Origin of the sequence: Cohnella herbarum, from assembly GCF_012849095.1 — a bacterium.
Classification (GTDB): domain Bacteria; phylum Bacillota; class Bacilli; order Paenibacillales; family Paenibacillaceae; genus Cohnella; species Cohnella herbarum.
The window spans coordinates 7,299,030-7,321,898 of record NZ_CP051680.1 but is presented as its reverse complement, the minus strand read 5'-3'; the positions used below and the strand labels follow the sequence as shown (position 1 = coordinate 7,321,898).

General features: G+C 51.7%; 19 protein-coding genes. 7 read left to right on the top strand and 12 right to left on the bottom strand.

From position 1 onward, the window contains the following. Positions 1–172: 172 nt before the first annotated feature. Together HH215_RS30760 and HH215_RS30755 are read right to left on the bottom strand one after the other, a co-directional pair. Positions 173–535, bottom strand: a complete 363-nt coding sequence (locus HH215_RS30760; protein ID WP_169283374.1) for a hypothetical protein — start codon at positions 533–535, stop codon at positions 173–175. 46 nt (positions 536–581) lie between these two features. Then, entirely contained in the window at positions 582–1,385 is an 804-nt protein-coding gene (locus HH215_RS30755) for an IclR family transcriptional regulator (RefSeq protein ID WP_169283373.1), read from the bottom strand. Positions 1,386–1,827: 442 nt separating this feature from the next. Here HH215_RS30755 and HH215_RS30750 point away from each other — a divergent pair, with 442 nt between their 5' ends. The 5 genes from HH215_RS30750 to HH215_RS30730 all read left to right on the top strand — a co-directional run bounded on the left by HH215_RS30750 (position 1,828) and on the right by HH215_RS30730 (position 6,485). Next, the gene (locus tag HH215_RS30750) at positions 1,828–3,144 is read left to right on the top strand and encodes an ABC transporter substrate-binding protein (RefSeq protein WP_169283372.1); all 1,317 of its coding nucleotides are present in this window, start codon (positions 1,828–1,830) and stop codon (positions 3,142–3,144) included. 108 nt (positions 3,145–3,252) lie between these two features. Further along, a complete protein-coding gene (locus tag HH215_RS30745; protein WP_169283371.1) occupies positions 3,253–4,137 on the top strand; it encodes a carbohydrate ABC transporter permease in 885 nt (294 codons plus the stop codon). Further along, the gene (locus HH215_RS30740; protein WP_169283370.1) at positions 4,134–4,973 is read left to right on the top strand and encodes a carbohydrate ABC transporter permease; all 840 of its coding nucleotides are present in this window, start codon (positions 4,134–4,136) and stop codon (positions 4,971–4,973) included. The genes HH215_RS30745 and HH215_RS30740 overlap by 4 nt, the downstream gene beginning before the upstream one ends. 32 nt (positions 4,974–5,005) lie before the next feature. After that, positions 5,006–5,677, top strand: a complete 672-nt coding sequence (locus HH215_RS30735) for an RraA family protein (RefSeq protein ID WP_169283369.1) — start codon at positions 5,006–5,008, stop codon at positions 5,675–5,677. Then, complete coding sequence (locus HH215_RS30730) at positions 5,649–6,485, top strand: SDR family NAD(P)-dependent oxidoreductase (protein WP_169283368.1); 837 nt, start codon at positions 5,649–5,651, stop codon at positions 6,483–6,485. The genes HH215_RS30735 and HH215_RS30730 overlap by 29 nt, the downstream gene beginning before the upstream one ends. Positions 6,486–6,566: 81 nt before the next feature. On the opposite strand, the gene HH215_RS30725 is transcribed toward HH215_RS30730, so the two are convergent. The 5 genes from HH215_RS30725 to HH215_RS30705 all read right to left on the bottom strand — a co-directional run bounded on the left by HH215_RS30725 (position 6,567) and on the right by HH215_RS30705 (position 17,166). Beyond that, positions 6,567–8,051, bottom strand: a complete 1,485-nt coding sequence (locus tag HH215_RS30725) for an alpha-L-fucosidase (protein WP_169283367.1) — start codon at positions 8,049–8,051, stop codon at positions 6,567–6,569. 5 nt (positions 8,052–8,056) lie between these two features. Next, entirely contained in the window at positions 8,057–10,426 is a 2,370-nt protein-coding gene (locus HH215_RS30720; protein WP_169283366.1) for a beta-galactosidase, read from the bottom strand. Positions 10,427–10,502: 76 nt separating this feature from the next. Continuing rightward, entirely contained in the window at positions 10,503–12,941 is a 2,439-nt protein-coding gene (locus HH215_RS30715) for a glycoside hydrolase family 95 protein (protein ID WP_169283365.1), read from the bottom strand. A gap of 264 nt (positions 12,942–13,205) precedes the next feature. Further along, entirely contained in the window at positions 13,206–15,479 is a 2,274-nt protein-coding gene (locus HH215_RS30710) for a glycosyl hydrolase family 95 catalytic domain-containing protein (protein WP_169283364.1), read from the bottom strand. Between the two features lie 196 nt (positions 15,480–15,675). After that, the gene (locus HH215_RS30705; RefSeq protein ID WP_254450624.1) at positions 15,676–17,166 is read right to left on the bottom strand and encodes an alpha-L-fucosidase; all 1,491 of its coding nucleotides are present in this window, start codon (positions 17,164–17,166) and stop codon (positions 15,676–15,678) included. Between the two features lie 142 nt (positions 17,167–17,308). On the opposite strand from HH215_RS30705, the gene HH215_RS30700 reads away from it, so the two are divergent. Next, positions 17,309–18,097: a helix-turn-helix transcriptional regulator gene (locus tag HH215_RS30700; protein WP_169283362.1), complete on the top strand. Its 789-nt coding sequence runs from the start codon at positions 17,309–17,311 to the stop codon at positions 18,095–18,097. Here the strand turns inward: HH215_RS30700 and HH215_RS30695 are convergent. From HH215_RS30695 to HH215_RS30685, 3 genes are all read right to left on the bottom strand, one after another. Next, positions 18,077–18,850: a response regulator transcription factor gene (locus tag HH215_RS30695; protein WP_169283361.1), complete on the bottom strand. Its 774-nt coding sequence runs from the start codon at positions 18,848–18,850 to the stop codon at positions 18,077–18,079. The two genes, HH215_RS30700 and HH215_RS30695, sit on opposite strands and share 21 nt — an antisense overlap. A gap of 199 nt (positions 18,851–19,049) precedes the next feature. After that, positions 19,050–19,652 (bottom strand): sensor histidine kinase, encoded by a 603-nt coding sequence (locus HH215_RS30690; protein WP_169283360.1) that lies wholly within the window; start codon positions 19,650–19,652, stop codon positions 19,050–19,052. Next, the gene (locus HH215_RS30685) at positions 19,630–20,106 is read right to left on the bottom strand and encodes a hypothetical protein (RefSeq protein ID WP_169283359.1); all 477 of its coding nucleotides are present in this window, start codon (positions 20,104–20,106) and stop codon (positions 19,630–19,632) included. The genes HH215_RS30690 and HH215_RS30685 overlap by 23 nt, the downstream gene beginning before the upstream one ends. A gap of 476 nt (positions 20,107–20,582) precedes the next feature. Between HH215_RS30685 and HH215_RS30680 the strand changes: the two genes are divergently transcribed. Then, positions 20,583–20,888: a hypothetical protein gene (locus tag HH215_RS30680; RefSeq protein WP_169283358.1), complete on the top strand. Its 306-nt coding sequence runs from the start codon at positions 20,583–20,585 to the stop codon at positions 20,886–20,888. Between the two features lie 63 nt (positions 20,889–20,951). Here HH215_RS30680 and HH215_RS30675 read toward each other — a convergent pair whose 3' ends face one another. Next, the gene (locus tag HH215_RS30675) at positions 20,952–21,875 is read right to left on the bottom strand and encodes a metallophosphoesterase family protein (protein ID WP_169283357.1); all 924 of its coding nucleotides are present in this window, start codon (positions 21,873–21,875) and stop codon (positions 20,952–20,954) included. A gap of 31 nt (positions 21,876–21,906) precedes the next feature. Continuing rightward, positions 21,907–22,863 (bottom strand): aldo/keto reductase family protein, encoded by a 957-nt coding sequence (locus HH215_RS30670; protein ID WP_169283356.1) that lies wholly within the window; start codon positions 22,861–22,863, stop codon positions 21,907–21,909. Between the last annotated feature and the right edge of the window lie 6 nt (positions 22,864–22,869).

Genomic DNA, 22,869 nt, shown 5'->3' with positions numbered 1-22,869 from the left:
GCGGCTGCAAAGGGGTAACCGCCTTCCGGTCGCTGTAGAGGCTCTCAGCTTGCGCCCCTTTCTCTGTACAGCCCTAGAAGGCAATCGTGTCTTTGGTCACGGCCTGAAGGATTAAATTGTTTTTTATTATATGCCCCGAATAGCGAGGGGTCAAGTGTTCCCTCACCGCGCGCTAGGAACTATCGCAGCTGGAAACCGACTCCGAGAGCGAAATAGCGGTGTTCAGCACCGTTACTGGGCCGAAAGCCGACTCCCCGAGCGGAATAGCGGTGCTCAGCACCGTTATTGAGTCGAAAATCGACTCCACGAGCGAAATAGCGGCGTTCAGCACCGTTATTGAGTCGAAAATCGACACACCAAGCGAAATAACGGTGCTCAGCACCGCTATTGGGCCGATAACCGACTCACCAAGCGAAATAACGGTGCTCAGCACCGTTACTGGGCCGAAAGCCGACTCCCCGAGCGGAATAGCGGTGCTCAGCACCGTTATTGAGTCGAAAATCGACTCCCCGAGCGAAATAGCGGCGTTCAGCACCGTTACTGGGCCGAATTAGCTGTCTGCAATTGTCCTAATCGCGCCGCTATTTCGCGTTGCTTGCCTCACCGGGCGAAGCCGGAAGGCGGTAACCGAGATGCGCGGAAATTCTGAGCGCGATGCGTCTTACTTTATCCCCGATGACCGGAATTTCCTGAACGGGCAATTCGCTTCTAAGCGCGGTAATGCTGATGGCGGCCTTCTGCTTGCCGTCATGGCCGAAGACCGACGAACCGATGCAACGGATGCCGACTTCCCCTTCTTCGTCTTCGATCGCGTAACCTTGCTTGCGAGCGGCGCTTAACACCGCCTTGAATTCCTTCAAAGACGTCACGGTATTATCCGTCTTCGCCGACAAGCCGACCCGTTCGACGATCTGCTCCAGCTCTTCGTCGGTCAATTGACTGGCAAGGGCTTTGCCTACGCCGGAAACATGAAGCGGCCACCGTTGGCCGATATAGGTGGAAAACTTGACGAATGCCTGGTTCTCCACCTTCTCGATATAGACGGCTTCTCCTTGATCCAATATCGCCAAATGAACGGTAAAACCCGTCTCGCGGCATAATTCTTCCATGAACGGCTTGGCGTGCTGGCGAATATCGATGCGGTTCAGGATGCTCTGTCCCAAGTTAACGAAACGATTGCCTAGCAAATACTTGCCGTCCTCGCTCTTGGTAATGTATTGATTCTGCTCCAACGTGTTCAAAATAAAGAAGGCGCTGGTCTTAGGGACGTTTACTTTCTTGCACAATTCCGACACGCCCATCGGCACTTCTTGATCGGCGAGCGTCTCGATAATGGCAAGAGCCTTCTCTAGTGCAGGTACGGTATATTTTTTGGATGTATCCAAAAGGTAATCCCCCATTGTTAAACGACGTTTATAAAAAGTACACAAAGAAATGAACAGTCAATTGTTAGATAATTTCATTATAAAGGAATCCACTATAGGAGGCAATACACGATATAGATGACAGAAAACCTAACTCAATAGTCGCAGAATAATCTATTGCAAGCGTTTTACTCGAAATTGAAAACGAATACACTCATTTTCATACGTTAGGTTATCTAGTTTTTTCTTGACATCGTAAATCGATCACTTTACACTCGAGTTTAACAGGGTAAACACTGTTTAATAAATGGCAGTAACCGAATTCTTATAACGCAACGCTATGCGAATTCGGTCGCAATAAAGGATATGAAAATAAAGGGGTGAACGGGCGGTCAACGCGCCACATAAGCAAACCTAGCTAAAAGAGCAGAACAAACCGAGGACCGACTAGGGAGGATCTACTATGAAAACTAAGAAATGGTCAGTGCTTATTATCGTAATGGCGATGTTAACGGCAATGTTGTCCGCCTGCGGAGGCGACAAGAACAAGGAAAATAACGCTTCCCAGACCCCTGCCCCATCCAGTTCGAACGCCAAGCCTTCGGGAGAGAAGGTCGAACTGAACATGCTGATCGCGGAATCGATTCTCGGCGGCATCCAAGACCAGTTGATCGAGCAATTCGAATCCAGTCATCCTAATATTAAAGTAAAAGTCGAAAGCATTCCCGACGGCAGCATCTTCGATACGTTGCGCATTCGCATCTCGTCCGGCGAAGTTCCGGATCTGTATCAAGTCAACATCGGTCACGTAACGACGCAGATGGCCGATCAAGCGGGCTACCTCGCCGACCTTACGGACATGGAAGCCATGAAGGGCTATGCGGAATCCGTGAAGAACGCATCTACGGTTAATGGCAAAATCGCTAACTTCTCTATGGGCGTAGGCGTACTGGGCCTTCCGTATGATAAAGCCGCATTGGCGGCCGCCGGTTACTCCGAGCCTCCGAAAACATGGGAAGAGCTGATGGCGCTCGGCAAGAAAATGAAAGATTCCGGCAAAGATTTGCTCGTCTATTCCTCCAAATGGGAAACCGGAATCGGCAACGTTTTCCACTGGGCATTCGGCGCTCAGGCGATCAAGGATCCCGCCTTTAAGGAAGCCTACCTCGCGAACAAGGTCGACTGGTCGATTCCCGAGAATCGCGCCGTTCTGCAACAAGGCTTCGAGCGTTTCAAGGAACTGAACCAGTATGTACGTACCGGCAGCTTCACCAACGAATATTCGATCGCTCAACAAGCTTTCACTTCCGGCGAATCCGCAATGGTACTCGGCGGAACTTGGGAAGCAGGAACTTACCGCGGCTTGAACGCGGATCTCGATCTCGGATTCATGAATCTTCCTTATATGGACGAAGCCGCTAACCCTTACATCTTCGTACCGGAAGACGGACTTGCGCTTAACGCTCAATCCAAACACATCGAAGAAGCGAAGACGTTCCTGAACTGGCTGTTCGGCGAGGCGGGCAACTACGTGCAAGTACAGAAAGCCAAAGGCAACATGTCGGCGATTACCGGCGTAGGCGAGCTCGACGCTTCTTACAGCGACGTGCCGAACTGGTTGAACACGGACCGCGTCGTCTCGTTCGCGAACACCGGCCCGATCCCAAGCCCGACTTGGATCGCGCTCGGCCAAGCCGCCCAACAGTATACGTTCGACGGTAAGCTTGACTCCGCCATTAACAAATTCATCAAAGCGTACGACGGCACAAAATCCAAATAAGCGATTGCCGGCAAGATAATGCGAGGGCAATCAAAAGCCGGGCTCCGAGCCCTGGTTTTTGATTGTCCCTCTCCACCCTTACCCGAAATTAGCCGGAGGTGAAGGCCTTTGCAGAAAAAAATGTTTTGGACCGGCGTAGCCTTCATGCTTCCGATCACGGTCGTCTTGTTCGCGTTTCTCTTTCTTCCGGTATTGCAATCCTTCTACTATAGTCTCACCGATTGGAAAGGGATTGGCGCTTACCACTGGATCGGATTCGAAAACTACCGAAACATCTTCGACGACCCTTCGTTCGTGGAATCCGTCAAACGTACGTTGATGATCGGAATATCAGCCGCCATTCTAACGAATCTGTGCGGTTTGGCATTCGCTATGCTTCTCGATCGCCAAATGAAGTCCAAAAGTCTGCTTCGCTCGCTGTTCTATCTACCTAATATCATTCCCGTTGTCGTAGCCGCCTTCATCTGGCGCTACATACTCGACGCCAATAGCGGGATGCTCAACGAAACGCTTGGCCAACTGACCGGAGGACGAGTGACCATTCCGTGGATCGATTCCCCGGATCACGTCGTGTGGTCGATCATCGTCATTTCCGTCTGGCAGATGATGGGGCCGGTTATCATTATCTATCTGGCCGCGCTTCAAGGCGTGTCGCCCGAGATGAAAGAAGCGGCCATGATCGACGGAGCTTCCAAACCCAGCATTTTCTATCACGTTACGCTTCCGTTGATTACGCCGGGCATTACGGTAAACGTCTTGATCGGACTCGCTAACGGTATCCGCATCTTCGACTTGCCGTTCGCACTCACGGGCGGAGGTCCCGCGAACGCGAGCGAGACGCTCGCCATCCGGATTTATCGGTTCGCCTTCCAGTCGTCCGAGTTGTCGTACGGCATGGCCGCTTCATTCGTGCTGACCCTTCTGGCGCTGGTCATTACTTTCTTCTTCGTCGGCGTATCCAGAAAAATCGAGAAGGGGGCGCATGGAGAATGAACAATCGGCGCGAAAAATGGATGAATGCCGGGATCGGACTCCTCACTTGGGTGCTCGCGCTCATCGTCTCGATACCGCTCTATCTAGTCGTCATCAACACGTTCAAGACCAATAAGGAAATCATCACGGATCCGCTCGGCTTCCCGACTTTCAAAGTCGGATTCGACAACATCGTTCATGCTTGGGAGAAAATGAATGTTCTGAAGGCATACGGAACGACGCTTTCCATCGAAGCGATCGCCGTTATCGGCGGCGTATTGCTCTCCTCATTCGCGGCATATGCCGTGGCCAGGTTCGAATCTAAGATTTTCGGAGCGATGTATTGGGTTTTCTTGTCGGGAATACTCATTCCGATGCAAGCCGCGTTCATCCCGATCATTCACAATATGAAAGCACTCGGGCTTAACAACACGCTGCTCGGAATTTCATTGGTTTATATGGCGGTCATCTCGCCTTTCGCGATTTTCGTATACGCCGGGTTTATGCGGTCCGTGCCGCGCGAGTTGGAAGAAGCGGCATATATCGACGGATGTTCTCCCGCGCGCACGTTCTTGCAAATTATTTTTCCGATGCTTCAACCCATCACGGCCAGCCTATTCATTCTGCAATTCATCTACGTATGGAACGATCTGTTGTTGCCTTTAGTCATGGTCAATTCGCGGGACATCCCGACGATCAGCGTATCGTTGTACAAGTTTTTTGCCGGAAGAGGCATGGCCGACATGAGCCTGCTGTTCGGGGGCATTACGATCGTGCTGGCTCCCGTCCTGATCCTATTCGTCAGCTTCCAACGGTTTTTCGTCAAAGGATTGTCGGCCGGCGCGGTCAAAGGATAACAACAACTCACAATTAAAGGGAGAGATTTACTATGAACGCACAACAACTGACCGAACAGCAGAAATTCGAAGAAATGAAAAAGACCTTATACGCAGCCGTTATTTGCGATACATTGGACGAACTCGGATACCGCAATCAAGCCATGCGCGAAAATATCAATCCGATCAACAACGATTGGGTTCTCGTGGGCCGGGCAAAGACGGTTCTGGCGGTTGACGTCTATCACGTGACGGACAATCCTTATTCGAAGGAAATCGAAGCGATCGACAGCGTTAAACCGGGCGAAGTGCTGATCGGCTGCACGAACGAATCGATCCGCAACGGACTGTGGGGCGAGCTTCTTTCCACCGCTTCCAAGATGCGCGGAGCTCACGGCGCCGTCGTCGACGGACTGATCCGCGACACGAAGAAGATTCTCGAGCTCGACTTCCCCGTCTTCGCAACCGGTACGAAACCCGTTGATTCCCGCGGCCGCGGAATGGTAATCGACTATGACTGCCAAGTCCAATGCGGCGGCGTAAACGTGATGCCGGGCGACATTATTTTCGGAGACCGGGACGGCGTCGTCGTCATTCCTCAACAATTGTTCGATGAAGTTTACGACATGGCGATGAACAAAGCGACCCGCGAAAACGCAAGCCGCATGGAATTGCTGGACGGCAAGTTCCTGCGCGATGTTTACGACAAATACGGCGTACTATAAGCCGAATGAAGCCATCTTCAAGAAACGGAGTGACGGAAAGATGAGATTGTCCGGCAAAAGAGCAGTCGTGACCGGCGGTGCGAGAGGCATCGGTAAAGGTATCGTCCAACGCTTTCTTAACGAAGGCGCTCTCGTCTCGGTCATGGACCGCAACGAGGAAGATCTAAAGGAACTCCAAGCCGAGCTGGTCGCGGCCGGTCAAGGCGAGTCTGCGCAATTTCTCGTATGCGACGTCGGCCTACCGGAACAATTAGAGAAGCAGGCCATCGCAGCCATGGACCGCTGGAACGGCATCGACGTTCTCGTGAACAATGCGGGCATAGCCTTCAGGGAACCTTTTCTGGACATCGCGCCCGATCGCTGGAATCAAGTGATCAACGTGAACCTGAACGCCACGTTCCAGTTATGTCAGCTTGTCGCCCAGAGAATGATGCAGCAAGGAACCGGCGGCAGCATCGTTAACATGAGTTCGAAGAACGGCCTGTCTTCGAGCGCTATGTTGGCGCATTACAACGCCTCCAAAGCGGGCGTCGTGCTGCTGACCCAATCCATGGCCGTCGAACTGGCCCCGCACGGCATCCGAGTCAACTCGGTAGCGCCGGGTCTGATCGATACGCCGCTGGACCGCGCTTTAAGGATCAAGGACAACTTGCCTCCGTATTCGGACCGCACGCCGATGAAACGACTCGGCACGATCGAGGAAGTGGCGAACTGCTTCCTGTTCCTTGCTTCCGACGAATCTTCCTTCGTCACCGGCTCGACGCTGGTCGTCGACGGCGGCCATCTGGCGAGCGCTAGCGAAAATTAAGAGGACGGAGAAGGGACCGCGCCGCGGTGTCCTTCTCCGTCCTCTTTCCTTTGCGATCGTTACTTGAACGTCAGGCGTGACTTAGATTCCCAATCGAGTAATCCGGAACGCGAACGCTCCCTGCGCAGAGTAGTCGGACGGCAACGTAATCGTCAAGCCGTCCTCCCCGCGGGACCAGTCCACGGAGCCTCGGTAGCCCAGCATCTCTACGGATTCGATTGCTTGCGGATATAAGCGAAGCGAGTCGGACAACGATTGAATGACGACTTTTCCGTCATCCGGGGGCGCCATGACGATCGCATATAGGCGATCCTTATTGACCGTGAACCGGATATCGCGGGACGTGAACGCCGAACGTTTGGTGTCGTTGAACGAACCGCTCTCCACGCGCGTCGGGCCTTCCCCGAATACTTTCCAAGGACGCGTGCTGTAGATGGCTTCCCCGTTAACGGCGAGCCACTGTCCGATTCGGAGAAGAATGTCCTGTTCTTGCTCCGGGATCGTACCGTCGGCGCGCGGACCGACGTTCAGCAACAGCGCCCCGTTCTTGCTCACGATGTCGATCAAATCCCCGATCAAGCTTTCCGCCGTTTTATATTTATGATGGCTGATATGAGACCAGGAATTTTCGGAAACGGAAGTGTCCGTTTGCCAGAACAATGGCCGGATGTCCGACAGTTGCCCGCGCTCAACGTCGAAGACCGCCGTCCCCTCGGCGAAAGCGTCGTCCTTGTAATTGATTGCGACTCCCCGCTTCCATTCCAGACCCAGGTTGTAATAATAGGCGGCCAGCCGCTTCAGATATGGCTTGAAGGCAGGCTGGCTGATCCACCAATCGAACCACAGCAGCTGCGGTTCATAACGTTCGATGAGATCGCAAGTCCGCGCCAGCCAATCGTCGAGGAACGGTTCGTTCGGTTGGGTCGCCGGAACCCATCGGTTCGGATCGCAAGGCTGAGCCGGACCGTATAAGCCCGCGTTCCGGGGATCTTGAACGTCGGAATCGAACGTCGTTCCTCCGTTAAAGAACCACCAATTTTCCGCCCGATGGCTCGATACCCCGAACACGAGGTGCTGGCGGCGCGCGGCATCGGCCAATTCTCGTATGACGTCGCGTTGCGGTCCCATGCGCGCCGAATTCCATTCCGTGAACGGACAATCGTACATCGGGAATCCGTCGTGGTGCTCCGCTACCGGCACGAAGAACTTCGCGCCCGATTGCTTGAAGAGAGACACCCATTCGTCCGCATTGAATTTTTCCGCTTTGAACAGAGGGATGAAATCCTTATAACCGAACTTGTCCTGCGTTCCGTAAGTATTGACGTGGTGCTCGTAAGCCGGCATTCCCTCTTGATACATCTGCCTCGCGTACCACTCGCTACCGAAAGCGGGAACGGAGTACACGCCCCAATGGACGAAAATGCCGAACTTCGCGTCCTCGTACCAGGAAGGAATGGAATACTTGCCTAGGGAATACCATTCCGCTTCGTAACTTCCCTCATGGATGACCTTGTCTATTTTCCGCAACCTTTCCTTTTGCAATGGACCCACATTCTTATCGTTCATAGGCTTCAATCCCCCCGCTTGCCATCGTCAATGACTATCGTATACTCGGCTTCAGCGGAGAGAGCCAAGATCTCAGATCGGCAATCCTCCGGCGGTTTGGATGGCATGTAAATGTCTCTCTTTTTTAGTAAAGGAGAAATTTTCAGAACGATCGGCTCGCTTGCCAATGCCTCGCGAAATCTCTTCAAGCCTATTCTCCAAGGGACGCCGTTATAGAACTGGTCCGCGATGCATTGTCCCCCGATGTAAGCTTGGGCCACGTCTCCTATAAAGTCGATAATCAACGTCACATCGTTCGCTTCGTCAAAAGCCTTCGCGTCTATGCGAATCTCCCATTCGGGAGCCGCTCCTTCTTGCCCCTTATCTTCGAACAAATATTTGAAAAAGTCTCCGTTTAACGAAGGATCGCGGGTCGGCTTCCATGAGAATTCGACTTCGCGAGTTTGCGCGGACGGCTTGAACGTTTGGAAAATGTCCATCTTGTCTTGAAATGGGGTCAGAGTGACGCCCCCGCAAGCAATGCTATGCTCGACAGGCGGATAAACCGCAAAAGCCAAAGTATCCGCTCCGGTCCCGCTAATACGCAGATCGTCCTCCCCGAACGCGACGTTCCCTTCGCAGACAATTAGCCGTTCGTCCCCGAATGCCTGCCCTTTCCACAGATGCAGCGACTGCTCTTCGGTGATCGTCAGCACCTTAACGACATGTCCCGCAACGGATCGAACGACGAATTCGCAAGCCAATCCCGACAACAGATCGCGCACGACGAGCGCTCCGTCCTGCGGGAGAACGGTTCCCTCTTTCGCCTGAACATCGGCTACGGTTGCCGGATCGAACGTGAATTCCGGCTTAACGCCCGGAACCTCGAAGAAAACGTACGTCGTTTCTCCGTCCCCTCGAAGCAAGCACAGCGGTTGCGCCGTCGCATATTTCAACCGCGCGCCATCCAAGTCCATATGGAACGGCCAGAAGAAATAAGCATCTTTCTTTAGCGTAAATCCGTTCGCCGGAACGTTCAGATCCCCTCCCGGCAGCCGCAATTCGACCTGCACGCCATCCTTGTCCGCCATCTCCGTCAATCGTTGGTAATTGTTAAAGAAAAGAAAGCCGCTATCCCCGTTCGTTCTCGCCGCTACGCGCACCGTATCGGTGTCTTCGAGCGAAGAGGGACGAGCCTGCGGATACGCCGCGGTCATGGGAGCCAACCGTTCGCCGAAATCATGCACGAAAAGATGAAGCCTCTTGAGCTTGCGATAGGAATCCCGGATTCCGCCGAACTCCCCGATCGGCGCTTGGAAATCGTAGCTGCGAACGGGCAACTGATTGCCTTGGGGATTCGATTCTTGCATCGTCGCGAGCTGTCCGATCGGTTGGGTTCCTCCATGATACATATAATAGCCCAACAAATTGCACCCGTTGGCGATCTTGATCATCGCCATCGCGGCGACGTCGTCCGCCTGAATGACGGGACGCCGGTGATAGGTAATCTGCACTCCGCCTCCAAGCTCGCAGCAACCGTCGGGGTATCGTTCGATATCTTCCAAATCTTTGATCTCCGCGGCCTTCTCGCCGAATAGATCGCTTCCGATGCTCGGATCGTTACGCACGGAATGGAAGAAATAATGCGGCCCGGGCGGCAGTGGATTCGTATGCTTGTCCCAAGGATGATCCGGGTATCCCCCGAATAAAGGCAACACTTCGTCCTTAGGAATTCGCGCCCCGCCGGGACCTCCCCACCCGGTTACCGTATACAAGGGAGCTTGCATGCCTATTCCCCGCGCCATACTCTTTAACGTTCGCAAATGCTCGGCGTTATCCGTCAACTCGTTATCGAATTGAATGCCTACGATCGGACCGCCGTCTTGAAAGGATAACCCTTCGATTTGCTTGTCGATTTCCTCGTACAGCTTTCTGACGTAGCGCAAATAATCTTCGTCGTTCGTCCGAAGCGCGCATCTTCCGTAGATCCAATCCGGAAATCCCCCGTTGCGGCATTCGCCATGCGCCCACGGCCCGATTCGGACCAGAACCTCCAGACCGTTCTTCCGGCAAAGCTTCACGAACTTCCGAAGATCCTTGTCGCCCGACCACTCGAAGCTTCCCTCGATCTCTTCATGATGAATCCAGAACACGTACGTGGCGACGATCTGGATGCCGCCGGCTTTCATCTTCAGCAGCTCTTCCTCCCATTGCCCGTGCGGAAATCTAGTAAAATGAAATTCCCCCATGACCGGCAGCCAGGGCTTTCCTCCGCGCGTGAGATATAAGCTGTTCGCGTTAATGACTTCGCCCGCCGGATTGCTGCCTCCCATTCTGAGATGGCCCTCGATCAATACCGGCTTCCGTCGACTGCCGGCGTCCACTACATATTTCATTGTTTCACTCCTCGAGTAAACAAACTTCGAACCTTCAAAACCCTTCAAGCTACGACGCGGAGTCGGATTCAACCGCTCAATAAGCGACCACTTTATAGCCTTGCTGTTCCTCCACGGGAAAAACATACAAGTAATCGCCCTCGCCGCCGGGACCTACCTTCGGCTCGCACACGACCGTTCCTTGCCCCGACAATACTCGGGCCGCCGTCCGCGTTCGAAGGGTGCATACTCCGCTTCGGCTGGCGCGAATGCCCGCTTGCGTTAATTTTCCCGATTCCCAACGAATGCTGATTTCATATCCGCCGCGAGCACGCAAGCCGCGCACGTTGCCGCAATCCCATGCTCGAGGCAATGCCGGCAGCAGCGACACTTCGCCTGCATGGCTCTGAAGCAGCATCTCGGCGATGCCGGCCGTGTATCCGAAATTCCCGTCGATCTGGAAAGGCGGATGAGCCCCGAATAAGTTCGGATACGAAGAATTCGAAAGCGCCGTTCGGACGAAGCGATAGGCCTGCTCCCCGTCCTCCAATCTAGCCCACAAATTGATCAGCCATGCGCAGCTCCATCCCGTATGCCCTCCGCCGTACCGCATCCGGCGCTCCAACGATCGGCGGCAAGCCTCGGCCAGTTCCGAAGACGATCTCGGCGTGATTTCGTTGCCGGGATATAAGGGATACAAGTGAGAGACGTGCCTATGCCCGGGTTCGACCTCTTCGAAATCCTCGAACCATTCCTGAAGCTGCCCATGGGACCCGATCCGATAAGGCGGCAGCTTGGCAAGCGCGGCCGTCAAACGCCCCAGGAACGCTTCGTCGAAAGGCCCCGTCTCGCCGGCCACGCACCGGTTCGCCTCCAGGCAATTCCGAAACAGGTCCCGCGCGATCGCCAGATCCATCGTCGTGGAGTGGCTGACGCCGGATATGCCCCCTTCGGCCGTCACGAATCTGTTCTCCGGCGTCGTAGACGGATTCGTAACAAGATGGCCTGTCTCGTCTTCGATTAGCCAATCGAGCAGGAACAGTGCCGCCCCCTTCATGAGCGGATACGCTCTTTCCCGCAAATAATCCGCATCTCCGCCGAACTCGTATCGCTCCCACAAATGCCTCGCCAGCCATGCCCCGCCCATCGGCCACATCGCCCAAGAGACGCTGTCGTTTAGTTCTCCCGTTCCCCCGACCGGCGAAGACAGGCGCCAGATGTCCGTATTATGATGCGCCGTCCAACCGTCGCATCCGTAATGTACCCGCGCCGTTTCCGTGCCGGTCACGCTCAATTGCTCGATCAGATCAAGCAAAGGCTCGTGGCATTCCGGCAATCCGCACGTTTCAGCCGGCCAATAATTCATCTGCGCGTTAATGTTAATCGTATAGTTGCTGCTCCACGGAGCGCGGAGATGTTCGTTCCATATCCCTTGCAGATTCAACGGCTGCGTTCCCGGAAGCGAACCCGAGATCATCAAGTAACGTCCGTACTGAAACAGCAAAGCTTCGAGCTGCAGGTCCTGCTCGCCCGCTTTCGCGTTCATGAGCCGGACGTCCGTCGGCAAGCTCGAAATCTCGCCGTTCCCCAATTCGAGATGAACTCGTTTATACTTCAATCCGAAGTCCACGACATGCCGCTGCTTAAGCGATTCCCAGCTTTCCTCAGCGACATTCCGAACCGTCGCGACGCAATCGGCGACCGGATCCTTCCCTTCCGCTGAAGGATCGCGATCGCTTCCCTTGAAGCTGGTCGCCGCATCCAGCAGAAGCGTCACGCTATTCGCTCCCGTTACGCGTAGCTGCCGCTCTCCTGAAGCTTCGACCGATCCGCCCTCGCAGAGAAGCCGGACGCAAGCCGCGAACGCCATCCCTTTGCCTTCCTCGTAGACGATCGGCTCGCGACCTTCCATATTGTAATAGTTCGGATCGACATGACTTGGACTTTGACCGGTCATCAGCAGCACCCCGTCCTCGACGCGGGCTTGATGGCGCAGCAAGCTTTCCAAACCGACAGTCAGATCGATGCTGCCCGGACGATCCGCTTCGAACCTCATCGCCAACGCCTGATCGGGAGCGGAAATGAACGTTTCGCGAGAATAAGTGACTCCCCCGCTCTCGTAACGGACGCGCGCGACGGCCTGCTCCAAATCCAGTTCTCTTCGGTAGGAAGAAATCTCTTCCCCCGCATGGTCGACCGCGATCAGCAAATCGCCTAACGGCATGAACGATTGCGTGAATGGCCCCAACATTGTAGCCTCGATCATTGCTTCGGCCGCCTTATAATCCTTCGCGTAGACGAGCCATCTAACTTGATCGAGGTGATTCAAAGCTTGCGGATTGTTCGTGTCGTAAGGGTAGCCGGACCAAAGCGTATCCTCGTTAAGCTTAACGACTTCGTTCCGCGGGTTGCCGTACACCATCGCCCCCAGCCGTCCGTTGCCGAGCGGAAGAGCCTCCACCCATAAGCGCGCCGGTTCGCCGTACCATAGCTTGTATTGTCCATCGTTTCCCTTATCGCTCTCGGCGGGTTTCATAGCGTTCCTCCATGTTTAGAACTTCGAGAAGTTAAGATCACATCCATCATAATTACGGTGTCTAACCGGAACAATGGGCATTTTTTAAGCACGCTAACCTAATCTATCGAAGCGTCTATTCAATTTTTATGATCGCTTTCATAAATTAACATTCTCCAAGATTTTAAGCTCTTGATAAACGTCGACCTAAGCAAAGGTCACCCTGCTAATTAAAAGCAAGGTGACCTTTTTGTGTTATTAAATCGTTCCCAACCGAATGCTCGTCTAAGAAGCGACGATTCGACAAATCTGGTCTTTCTCGAGCGCAATTGTAATTACCGATCCTGCAGGACATAGGATGTCCGTACGGATTCCATCCGTGTCTAACGTCAATTTCTCGGAGCCGAATAGGTTTTCCAGTTGGAAAGCACCTGCTATTTCCGCATGAAGCTCTGCATATTCTAGCTTTCCGGCGAAAATTTTAGCAGACACTAGAACCCCCATTTCACCGCGAAATCTTTGAAATTCCGCCCCATTCATCTGCCAAGAGCGTGGAATTGCCGGAAAGAGTCGAATAACGCCCAAGTTGGTTTGCAGCAGCATTTCTTGCAAGGCATCGGCGGCAGCCATGTTTCCTTCCAATGTAAACGGACGATAGTGAAATTGCGTTAACCCTGTTTTTCTGTAATCGCCGTTCAAATGGAAGCCGTTCGAAGAACAAGTGTGTTCCCAGAATTGCTGCAAGTGATAGCGGGCTGCGACTCCATTCCCTTGTCTGGTATATAATGCCGCCATCCATGCAAAGGAGTAGCCTACCCAATACGCTTTCCCCAACTTTTCTAAATGGCTAATCGTGTCGTCGATAATTCGTTTTTCCGCATCCGATCTTTCGTAAATGAACGACTTCAGCGGATAGATGGCCATGGCATGAGAGTGATGTCGATGGCTTTCCATTAAACTCTCGTCAGGACAAAGCATTAACCCTGTTTCGTTAATGGCCAATTCATCCAACTGTTCCAGCACGCTAGCCCACTTCTTCCGTTCCGTTCCTTTATCCAACAGCTCGGCCATTTGCTCCAATCGTGTAAATAAATATCTGAGTAAGGATAAATCGTAATTACTATTCGGCGTTAGCCAGGAACTCAAACGATTATCATGAATCTCGGGCGAACTAGAAACCGGTAGACGCAGCTTGCCGTCCTCGCCGGGAAGAAGAAGCGCCAACAGGCAATCTGCCGTCTCTTGCAAAAAAACATAGGCTTTGTTCTCAAGAAAGTCTCGATTGCCTGTATAAAGCCAATAATGGTCGAATGCCTGACATAGCCAGATTTGATTCGTTGGGCTAAGCGAGTACATAGGCCAGCCACCCAACGGCTTTCCGTCAATCGTCATAACGGCTGGCAAGTTAATCCCCGGCGAATCGAAATAAGACTTCGCAAATTCGCGAGCCGCGGGTCTTAGCCCCCATAGAAAATCAAGAAAGCTTTCCCCTTCCTCTAAATGATTCGCTTTCAGATAATGCCAGTAACTTAATTCGGTATTCAGATCGTGATGATAGTCCCCCTTCCAAGGAGGCAACAACCCTTCATCCGCTGTCCATACGCCCTGAAGCGGCATCGGCGGGGCGCCTTTACGCGAGCAAGCTCCGAATAAGTAGTTCGTCCGGTACCATTGTTTTTCAAACTCGAATTCGGATAATGTCATTTCGCTTTTCCGCCAATAGCTTTCCCACCATGAGGCATGCGTTAAAAAGGCTTCCGTAAAGCTCGTGTTTATAGCTTCCTTTACTTTACGTCTAGCTTGTTCAAACCAATCCTGATCTTCTAGGTTAGCTGCTATCGTGTATACCCATTCGATCTCGCGTTCGCTTATCTGCTTTTTCGCAACGACGATCGCATACTCCAACCGATGATTGGTTTTCTGACGAAACCAGACGGTATCTCCCTCGCTCCCATAATCCGCCTTTGGGTACCCAAGTAAAGCAAGTTGCAAATTCGAGTGAGAGTTTTGGTCTGCTCTTGCTTGGAATTCACCGGAATAATCCGGAGAGATGAGCTGTAGATTAACTCTAATTGCCCTACTTCCCGTTAAACGAATATAGCCTAATCCATTCTCCGCATGTAAGAACGTTTCTAATTGATACGTTTCTCCATCTGCCATCCACTCTGCATGAGCTATTGCATCCTTAAGGTTCAGGCTGCTTTTCATACGCTCGGCGGCAGAACCGCAGCTTAATTCAATGCGTCCCGCAGGTAATTTCGTCGGGCTTGGATTATCGAAAAAATCGCTGAATCTCCTGTTGATTTCAGAGTCGTTTTTCTCCCGAATAAGCTCGATCAGTTTGCTGTACGTAAAATCGCGCGCTAGCACCTCAGGTGCTAGTCTCGTATCCCATAAATCCGCGCGATCCAAACTAAGACGGATCGGGTCGCCATTTCCCCAAACCAGACAACCCGTTAAACCATTTCCCAACGGGAGAGCCTCGTCCCAACGATCTATCGGCTCATGGAACGACAGATTATGCTGTTCGGTAGGCATTTTTCGATTATTGTTCGTCATTGTGCACCTCGAATTCTAAATTATGATCTCAATCCTATTGCCCAGTGGTAACATCGTACTTAAATGAGCTGCACTTCTGCAATTGATCGATTTTCTTCTCGTAGTCAGTTATTAATAATAAAAACCCTGAACCCATGATTTTTTCGAATCTTAAATCACGCGTTCAGGGTATCTTTCATAGACCCTATACCTGCTATTAATCTAGTGTAATTTTCAAACAAACGGGATACTTCGTATCGATTTTCCCGTCCGCTTTCACTTTCAGTCCATCTTCGTTTCGCTCGAACGAAACAGGATGAGCGAATCCCAGCAGTTCTACCTTTTCGATATGTCCTTCGAATTGTTTGCTCGCTGCTTTCAACGCTCTAATGAGCACTTCATTGTTCTCAGGCCAGCTCAGCACGTTGGCATAGAGGTAAGGGGCTCTATAGGTGAACCGGATATCTTCGCTTGTAAACGCGGCTCGATTCACATCGGTGAAAGCGCCCTCCGGCACTTCGGTCGACCCTTCGCCATAGATCTTCCAATACGTCGTATCGTAGATCGACTCGCCGTTGACTTCCAGCCATTTCCCGATGCCGCGCAATACTTCCGCTTCCTCCGCGCAAATCGTACCGTCCGATTTAGGTCCGATGTTTAGGAGCAGGCAGCCATTTTTGCTCACGATATCGACCAGATCGCAGACGAGGTCGACCGGATTTTTGAAATCGTTATTGTTCGTGAAGCCCCAGGAATTTTTGGCGATGGCGGTATCGGTTTGCCATAGCTTAGGCCTGATATCGCTTAGTTGGCCCCGCTCGACGTCGAAGATCGCCGTCCCGAAAGCAAAAGCGTCATATTTATAGTTAATCGCCACATCCACGCCCCACTCTTGCGAGCGGTTATAATAGTAGGCGGCAAACTTTTTGAGATACGGTTTGAAGGCTACGTTATGAATCCACCAGTCGAACCAAACGATCTTCGGCTGATATTTGTCGACCAACTCGCACGTGCGGACAAGCCAATCTTCCAAATGCTCCTGATTTGGCGGCGCCGAATAGATGTCATGCGTAGCCGAGATCTCGGCGGAGTCATACATCGAATCCGCAGAGCCGTAAGGCTCCTTTAACGCAATATCCTGAATCCCGGAATCGAATCGTCTGCCGCCCCCGAAGAACCAGAAATTTTCAGCGCGGTGGCTCGATGCCGTAAATACAATACCTTCCTTCTCGGCCGCTTCTTTCAGTTCTCCCACAACATCCCGCTTAGGCCCCATTTTAGCAGCGTTCCATTCCGACACTTCGCTGTCATACATCTGAAAACCGTCATGATGTTCGGCTACCGGCATCATATATTTCGCGCCAGCCGCTTTGAACAGAGCGACCCACTCATCCGCATTGAATTTCTCCGCTTTGAATTGCGGGATAAAATCCGCATAGCCGAAATCTTTGTGCGCTCCGTACGTTTGAATATGGTGCTCGTATTCCTTCGTTCCCTGCAAATACATATTTCGCGGATACCATTCGCTTCCGAAAGCAGGCACGCTGTATATGCCCCAATGAATAAAAATGCCGAATTTCGCATTCCGGTACCAAATCGGCTCCGGATATTCGCTTAAAGAAGCCCAATTATCCTTGTAAACGCCTTTCCGAATCACATCGTCGATCGTCTTTAAGTAGTTCGCATGAATATCTCTCAACTTACGCACCTCCGTAATTAAGCCGTTTTCATGGTTCATTATAGCAACCCTATCAGCTAATTAAAGGGAGTAAATGAATGGAGATGTGGACGATATTAATTCTATATGCTATTTTCCATATATCGCATTCATCTATTTGGGGGCAAGCGAAATGAACTGCTTTGAGCATGTTACCGTCAAAAATTTAATGAGCAGATTTAACGTCTGCGCCCAAGATTGGGGAGAAAACGACTGTATTTATGCATTCCATAAGTTTTATTATTTTATGGAGGGCGAAGCTACGCTCATTATTGAAGGCGATGTATTCACACCTCAGCCCGAGGATCTGTTTCTTATTCCTGCCAATACGAAGCATTCCTATTCCCACAACCCGAATCATCCGGTGTTGAAATACTGGTCGCACTTTAATCTCGTTCTGGATCAGGAACAAAAGCTTATCTATCATCGAGAAACGGTTAAATGCTCAATCTCGCAACAACTTATCGTACCGACTTTCGAGGCTTTGGTGCAAACGGATGTTGCCGCGAATCCTCTGAACGCGCTTACCGAAAAAACGACCTTGCTGCAGATTTTGAAGCTTTTTTTGGAACGCGTGAATCTTGCCCTCCTATTGCCTGCGAATACGAACGAGTTCTCGAACAAAGTCAACTCCTACATTCGTAACCATCTTCAAAGCGAAATTACGCTGGCGGAACTGGCTAACCTTGTCCATCTGCATCCGAATTACTTCATTAAATACTTTAAGAAGTACTTCAATGTAACGCCCATTGAATACGTCAATACAGTCCGGCTGCAAATGGCAGCCAAATCATTAATCCATGATCCCCATAAGAGCATAGAGCGTATCGCCGATGAAGTCGGATTTAACGATTATCGCTATTTCTCCCGGCTGTTCAAGAAGAAATACGGCGTATCTCCTTCACAGTACAAAGGGGTTTGATACTTCGTTTCGCTTACCCCTCATTGACTTCAAGCAATCGTCTCGGAATTGCCCCGGAGTAAACCCGGTCGACTTCTTAAACACCTTGTAAAAATGTCTAGGCTGCTCGTATCCGACGGATTGAGCTACTTTGTCAATTTGCACGCGAGGGTTGTCGCGGAACATCGTCATTGCTCTCTCCATGCGATATTCGCGCAAATAGTGGACGAAGCTCTTGCCGATGTTTCGTTTCATGATGGCGCATAAGTAGTTGGGATGGATTCCCCCATGCGCCGCAACCTCGTCTAACGGCAAATCCCTGCCGTAATGCAAATGGATATATTCTAGAATCGCATGAGTCAAAGCGCTTCCGTTACTATCCGTCCGGTTGGATAGCGCCTCCTTCGATTCACCATGGCGACCCAGCCTATCGATAACGGACTGCAACTCCCCCTCCTGCACCGGCTTGAGCAAATAATCCATAACGCCCAAACGGACGGCTTGCCTCGCGTACTCGAATTCATCGTAGCCGGTCAAGATCACATACTTATCGCAATAGCCTTGTCGCTTCGTCTCCTCGATCAGTTCCAATCCTGTCATCTCCGGCATATTCACGTCGGAGATCAACAAGTCGGGCCTGAACGTCCGAAGCTTCTCCAACGCTTCGAATCCGTCCGATGCCTCCTCGATCCAAGCGTCTTCCCGGCATTCCCGCACCATAGCCACGATCCCGCCGAGAATGATCGGTTCATCGTCCACGATCATGATTTTCATCTTGGCCCCCCTTCCGAATCATCCATCTTAATCGAAACGATCGTCCCTTCGCCGACGAGGCTTTCGATCGTCAAACCCGAATCTCCTCCGTAAAACATGCGGACACGCTCATGCACGTTGCATAATCCGATTCCTCCCGATTGCTCCGCCTCTTGCGAGTTGTCCGCGGTGGATCCCTGGAGCCTTGCTCGAATATCCGCTAGTTTCTGTGCATCTTTCCCGGACCGCTATCGGATATCGTAATGACGGTATATCGGTCTTCCGCGCGATAGCAGCGAATCCGAATCAGTCCTATGCGCCGGATTTTGGAAATCCCGTGCTCGATACTATTTTCCACGAGCGGCTGCAGAATGAACCTGGGACAACGTTGCGAACCGACTCCTTCTTCCGCTTCGATCTCGAACTTCATTCGGTCTCCGAAGCGCGTCTGGTGAACGGACAAATAGCTTCGGATATGTTCCAACTCGTCGGCGATCGTCGCCGTGTCATTTTGCCGCGAAAGGCTGTAACGGACAAATCTGGCCAGATTGTTCGTCAATTCCGAAACGGGAGCGTCCCCGTTCGAGTGCGCCAGCATACGAATCGTTTCCAACGTGTTGTATAAGAAATGCGGCTTGATCTGGGCTTGGAGCATTAAATATTCCGCTTCTTTCCTCATAATCTCCGAACGCTGAACGCTGTTAACCAGTTCGTCTATCCGCCCGATCATTCTATTGAAGGAACCGGTCAAGAACCCGACTTCGTCCTTCTTCTCCGCACCTCCGTCAAACGCGCGCAAGTTACGGGAATCGCTTCTTTTCATATGTTTGGCCAGCTTCGATTCTTCGGGTAAACGAAATAGCGAGCCAATAGTACAAATAGGACAATAGCAGCATAAGGAAAACGATCGTCGCGATGTAAGTGTACTGCTTCTTCCGGATGCCGACCATTACGGCTTCATTCGTCTCGACAACGGCTACCTTCAAACCCAACTCCGCAATGTCCAAGGTATAGATAATCCGTCTTGGAAGCGCCTTAAAGTCATATTCACTGACTTCTATCGCACGTTTAAGAGACTTATCATCCCCCTTAATCGACCCCAGAACGTCGAGGTCGGCGATCACCAAGCTTTTCTCGGACACCAGTATCTTCCCGACGTTCACTCCATCGATCAGTCCCGAGAGGAATTCATTGATCAAAGAACTCTTCGCTCGAATTTCCAACAGGCCGACTTCCTTAGAAAATTCCTTATTGTACAGTTTCTGAAAATATCGCAAGATGTCTTCCTATATCGAATTCATAGTGTTCCGGCCGTCGTTGAAGGAAATCCGGCTTCGGAGCATCCCGCGCTGTACAGGAAGTGCAGAATATACACTTAGATTCCTCTAAACTCAGTAACTTCAACATCTAAGTGGAATATTTACAACTAGTTGGCGGTTCAAAGACTTGATTCGAGCAAACCGTTCAACCTAGTTGCATGTTTTACACTTAGCTTATTGCTCGGGTATACCCCTCTCAATCTAAGTGCCATTTTTACAATTAGTGTCGGTGTAAATGAGTACGAGTTTTACATACTAATAGGTTAAGAAATCCAGTATATCTAGAGGCTTTTCGGAGAGATAGAGTTAGATTTTCAGGTCATTCTCATTTCTTAACATTCGGTCCCATGAGGGAAAATTCGATTGACAATGGCTGTGGATCCGAATAATATATAACTGACTGGTCAGTACAATAAATGGAGGAGATGGTTATCGTGCCGGAAATGTACAAATTGAAAGCGACTCTATCGTCGAATGAAGGAAAACGCGGGGAATGGGCCAAGCTGAGAGTCGAATACGGCAATCTCGGTGCGAACGTCGAAATCGACAAATCGATCGTGAGACTTTCGGATTACGGGATATACGATGTAATGAGACAAGAAGAAGACGGATCGTTCACATGGGCATATCCGATTCCTTACGAAGCTCCAATTCAGACTTACGAAATCGAAGTGTATGCGATAGACAAGATTGGAAATAAAGGGCCTAATCGATTGATCAGCTTCGCGGTCACGGGCTGAAATAACTCCCTTTCGCAAACAACCGACGGCATCTAAGAAATCTGCCGTCGGTTGTTTATGCTTTTAACGAGGATTCCTTATCATCTGCTCGATCTTCTCTCCGGTCCCCAGTCTCAGCCACGTCGTAAACCCGCAGACCCCTTCTTGCAATCGAATGATTCGCGCACCGTGAGGAAAATCTTCTCGGCCATATGTATTCAAGCCTGTAGCCCGACCATAACATAACCGAATGCCATACCATTCGCCCCAATAATCGTTGATGTGATCGTGTCCGCAAAAAGTGCCCATAACATCGCCTTGTTCCACCATCGCTGCGAATAGACCCGAATTAACGTTAGGACAACACACCTTCTCCAGCTTGCTCCCGTAACCTGCCCCCTCCAACCACATTTCCTCGTATTCCGGCAGCGGAATGTGGAAGAAGGCTAGCGCCGGTACGGAAGTACCCGCGTTCTTCGCCGCCAGCTCGCGGGATTGCTCCGCGTACCAGTCGATCTGATCCCGCCGAATCCAGTCGTAACCGTCGATGGAAGGAACGCAGGAGACGTTGCCCGAATCGAGGAAATAAAGCGCGGCTCCGCACTTTCCGTCCGCATGGCCGATCTCGATGACGTAGTTTCCTTCGCCGGTCAAACGTTCCGGGCCGCGCCGTGTAACAGAGTAGGGCTGCGCTATGATAGCTTCAACCAATTCAGCCCGCGTGATATGCGCCTCCGTGTCGTGATTGCCGAATACGAACGCCCAAGGAATACCTCTTCGCACGACCGATTCCACGGCTTGCCGCATCATGTCCACGGCATCGGCCTTGTCGGTCGGTTGGATCAAATCCCCGGTAAACACGACCAGGTCCGGATCCTCGGCATCCATCACCGTTTCCATGACCGCCTGCGTTTGACGATCCAGCTCCAGACCGTCCGTCCAATGGACATCGGTGAACTGGATAATCGTGAAGGTGCCATCTTCCCGATATCTCATCCGATGATTCATCGTTTGAATCCCCCCTGTTCTATCCCCTGTCTTATTCGCTTAATATCTTTTCGATTTCGGCCACAACGTCGTCAGCTAGGGCTATGCCCGAAGCGGATGCGTTTTGCTCGACTTGCTCCGGTCTCGTGGCGCCGATAATGCAGCTCGAGATGTTCGGCAGTCGTAAATTCCAAGCCAAAGCCAGTTGAACCAACGTGATGCCCATCTGCTCTGCCAATTGAATCAACAGCTCTACCTGGTTGAGCCTATTCTCGGACAACAAGCCTTGGTTTTTGATCCAATGATTGTGCTCCGGGTTAGTAGCCCTTGATCCTTCGGGAAGCGCCACCCCTTTACGGTATTTGCCGCTAAGGACGCCATGTGCCAATGGAGAGAACACGACTTGGCCGATACCCTGCTTTTCGCATTGCGCCACGATGTCCGCTTCGATTCGGCGAGTGAACATATTGTATTCCGGCTGATTGACGACAATCGGATCCAGATGAAGACGCTCTGCTAGCCCCGCTGCCTCCGCGATTTGCCATTCCCGCCACTCGCTGATGCCGACATATAACACTTTGCCTTGCGTGACCAAATCGTCCATCGCCCTTAAGGTTTCGTCCAGCGGCGTATTCTCGTCGAATCGATGACAATAGTACAGGTCGATATAATCGACGCCAAGCCTCTTCAGGCTCGCTTCGCATTGCTCCATGATGTGCTTGCGCGACAACCCTCGATCGTTAGGCCCGTCGCCCATGTCGAAATAAACCTTCGTCCCGAGAACGTAAGAGTCTCTCTTATAGCTTACCAACGCCCGGCCCATGACCTTTTCCGCCTCGCCTCGGGCATACATGTTGGCCGTGTCGAAGTAGTTGATCCCCAGTTCATACGCCTTATGAATGACGGCTTCTACGGAAGCGGCCTGTCCCGGATCATCGTACGTTAACCAACTGCCAAGAGCGATTTCGCTCACTTGAAGGCCGCTTCTTCCCAACCTGCGATACTTCATATCAGA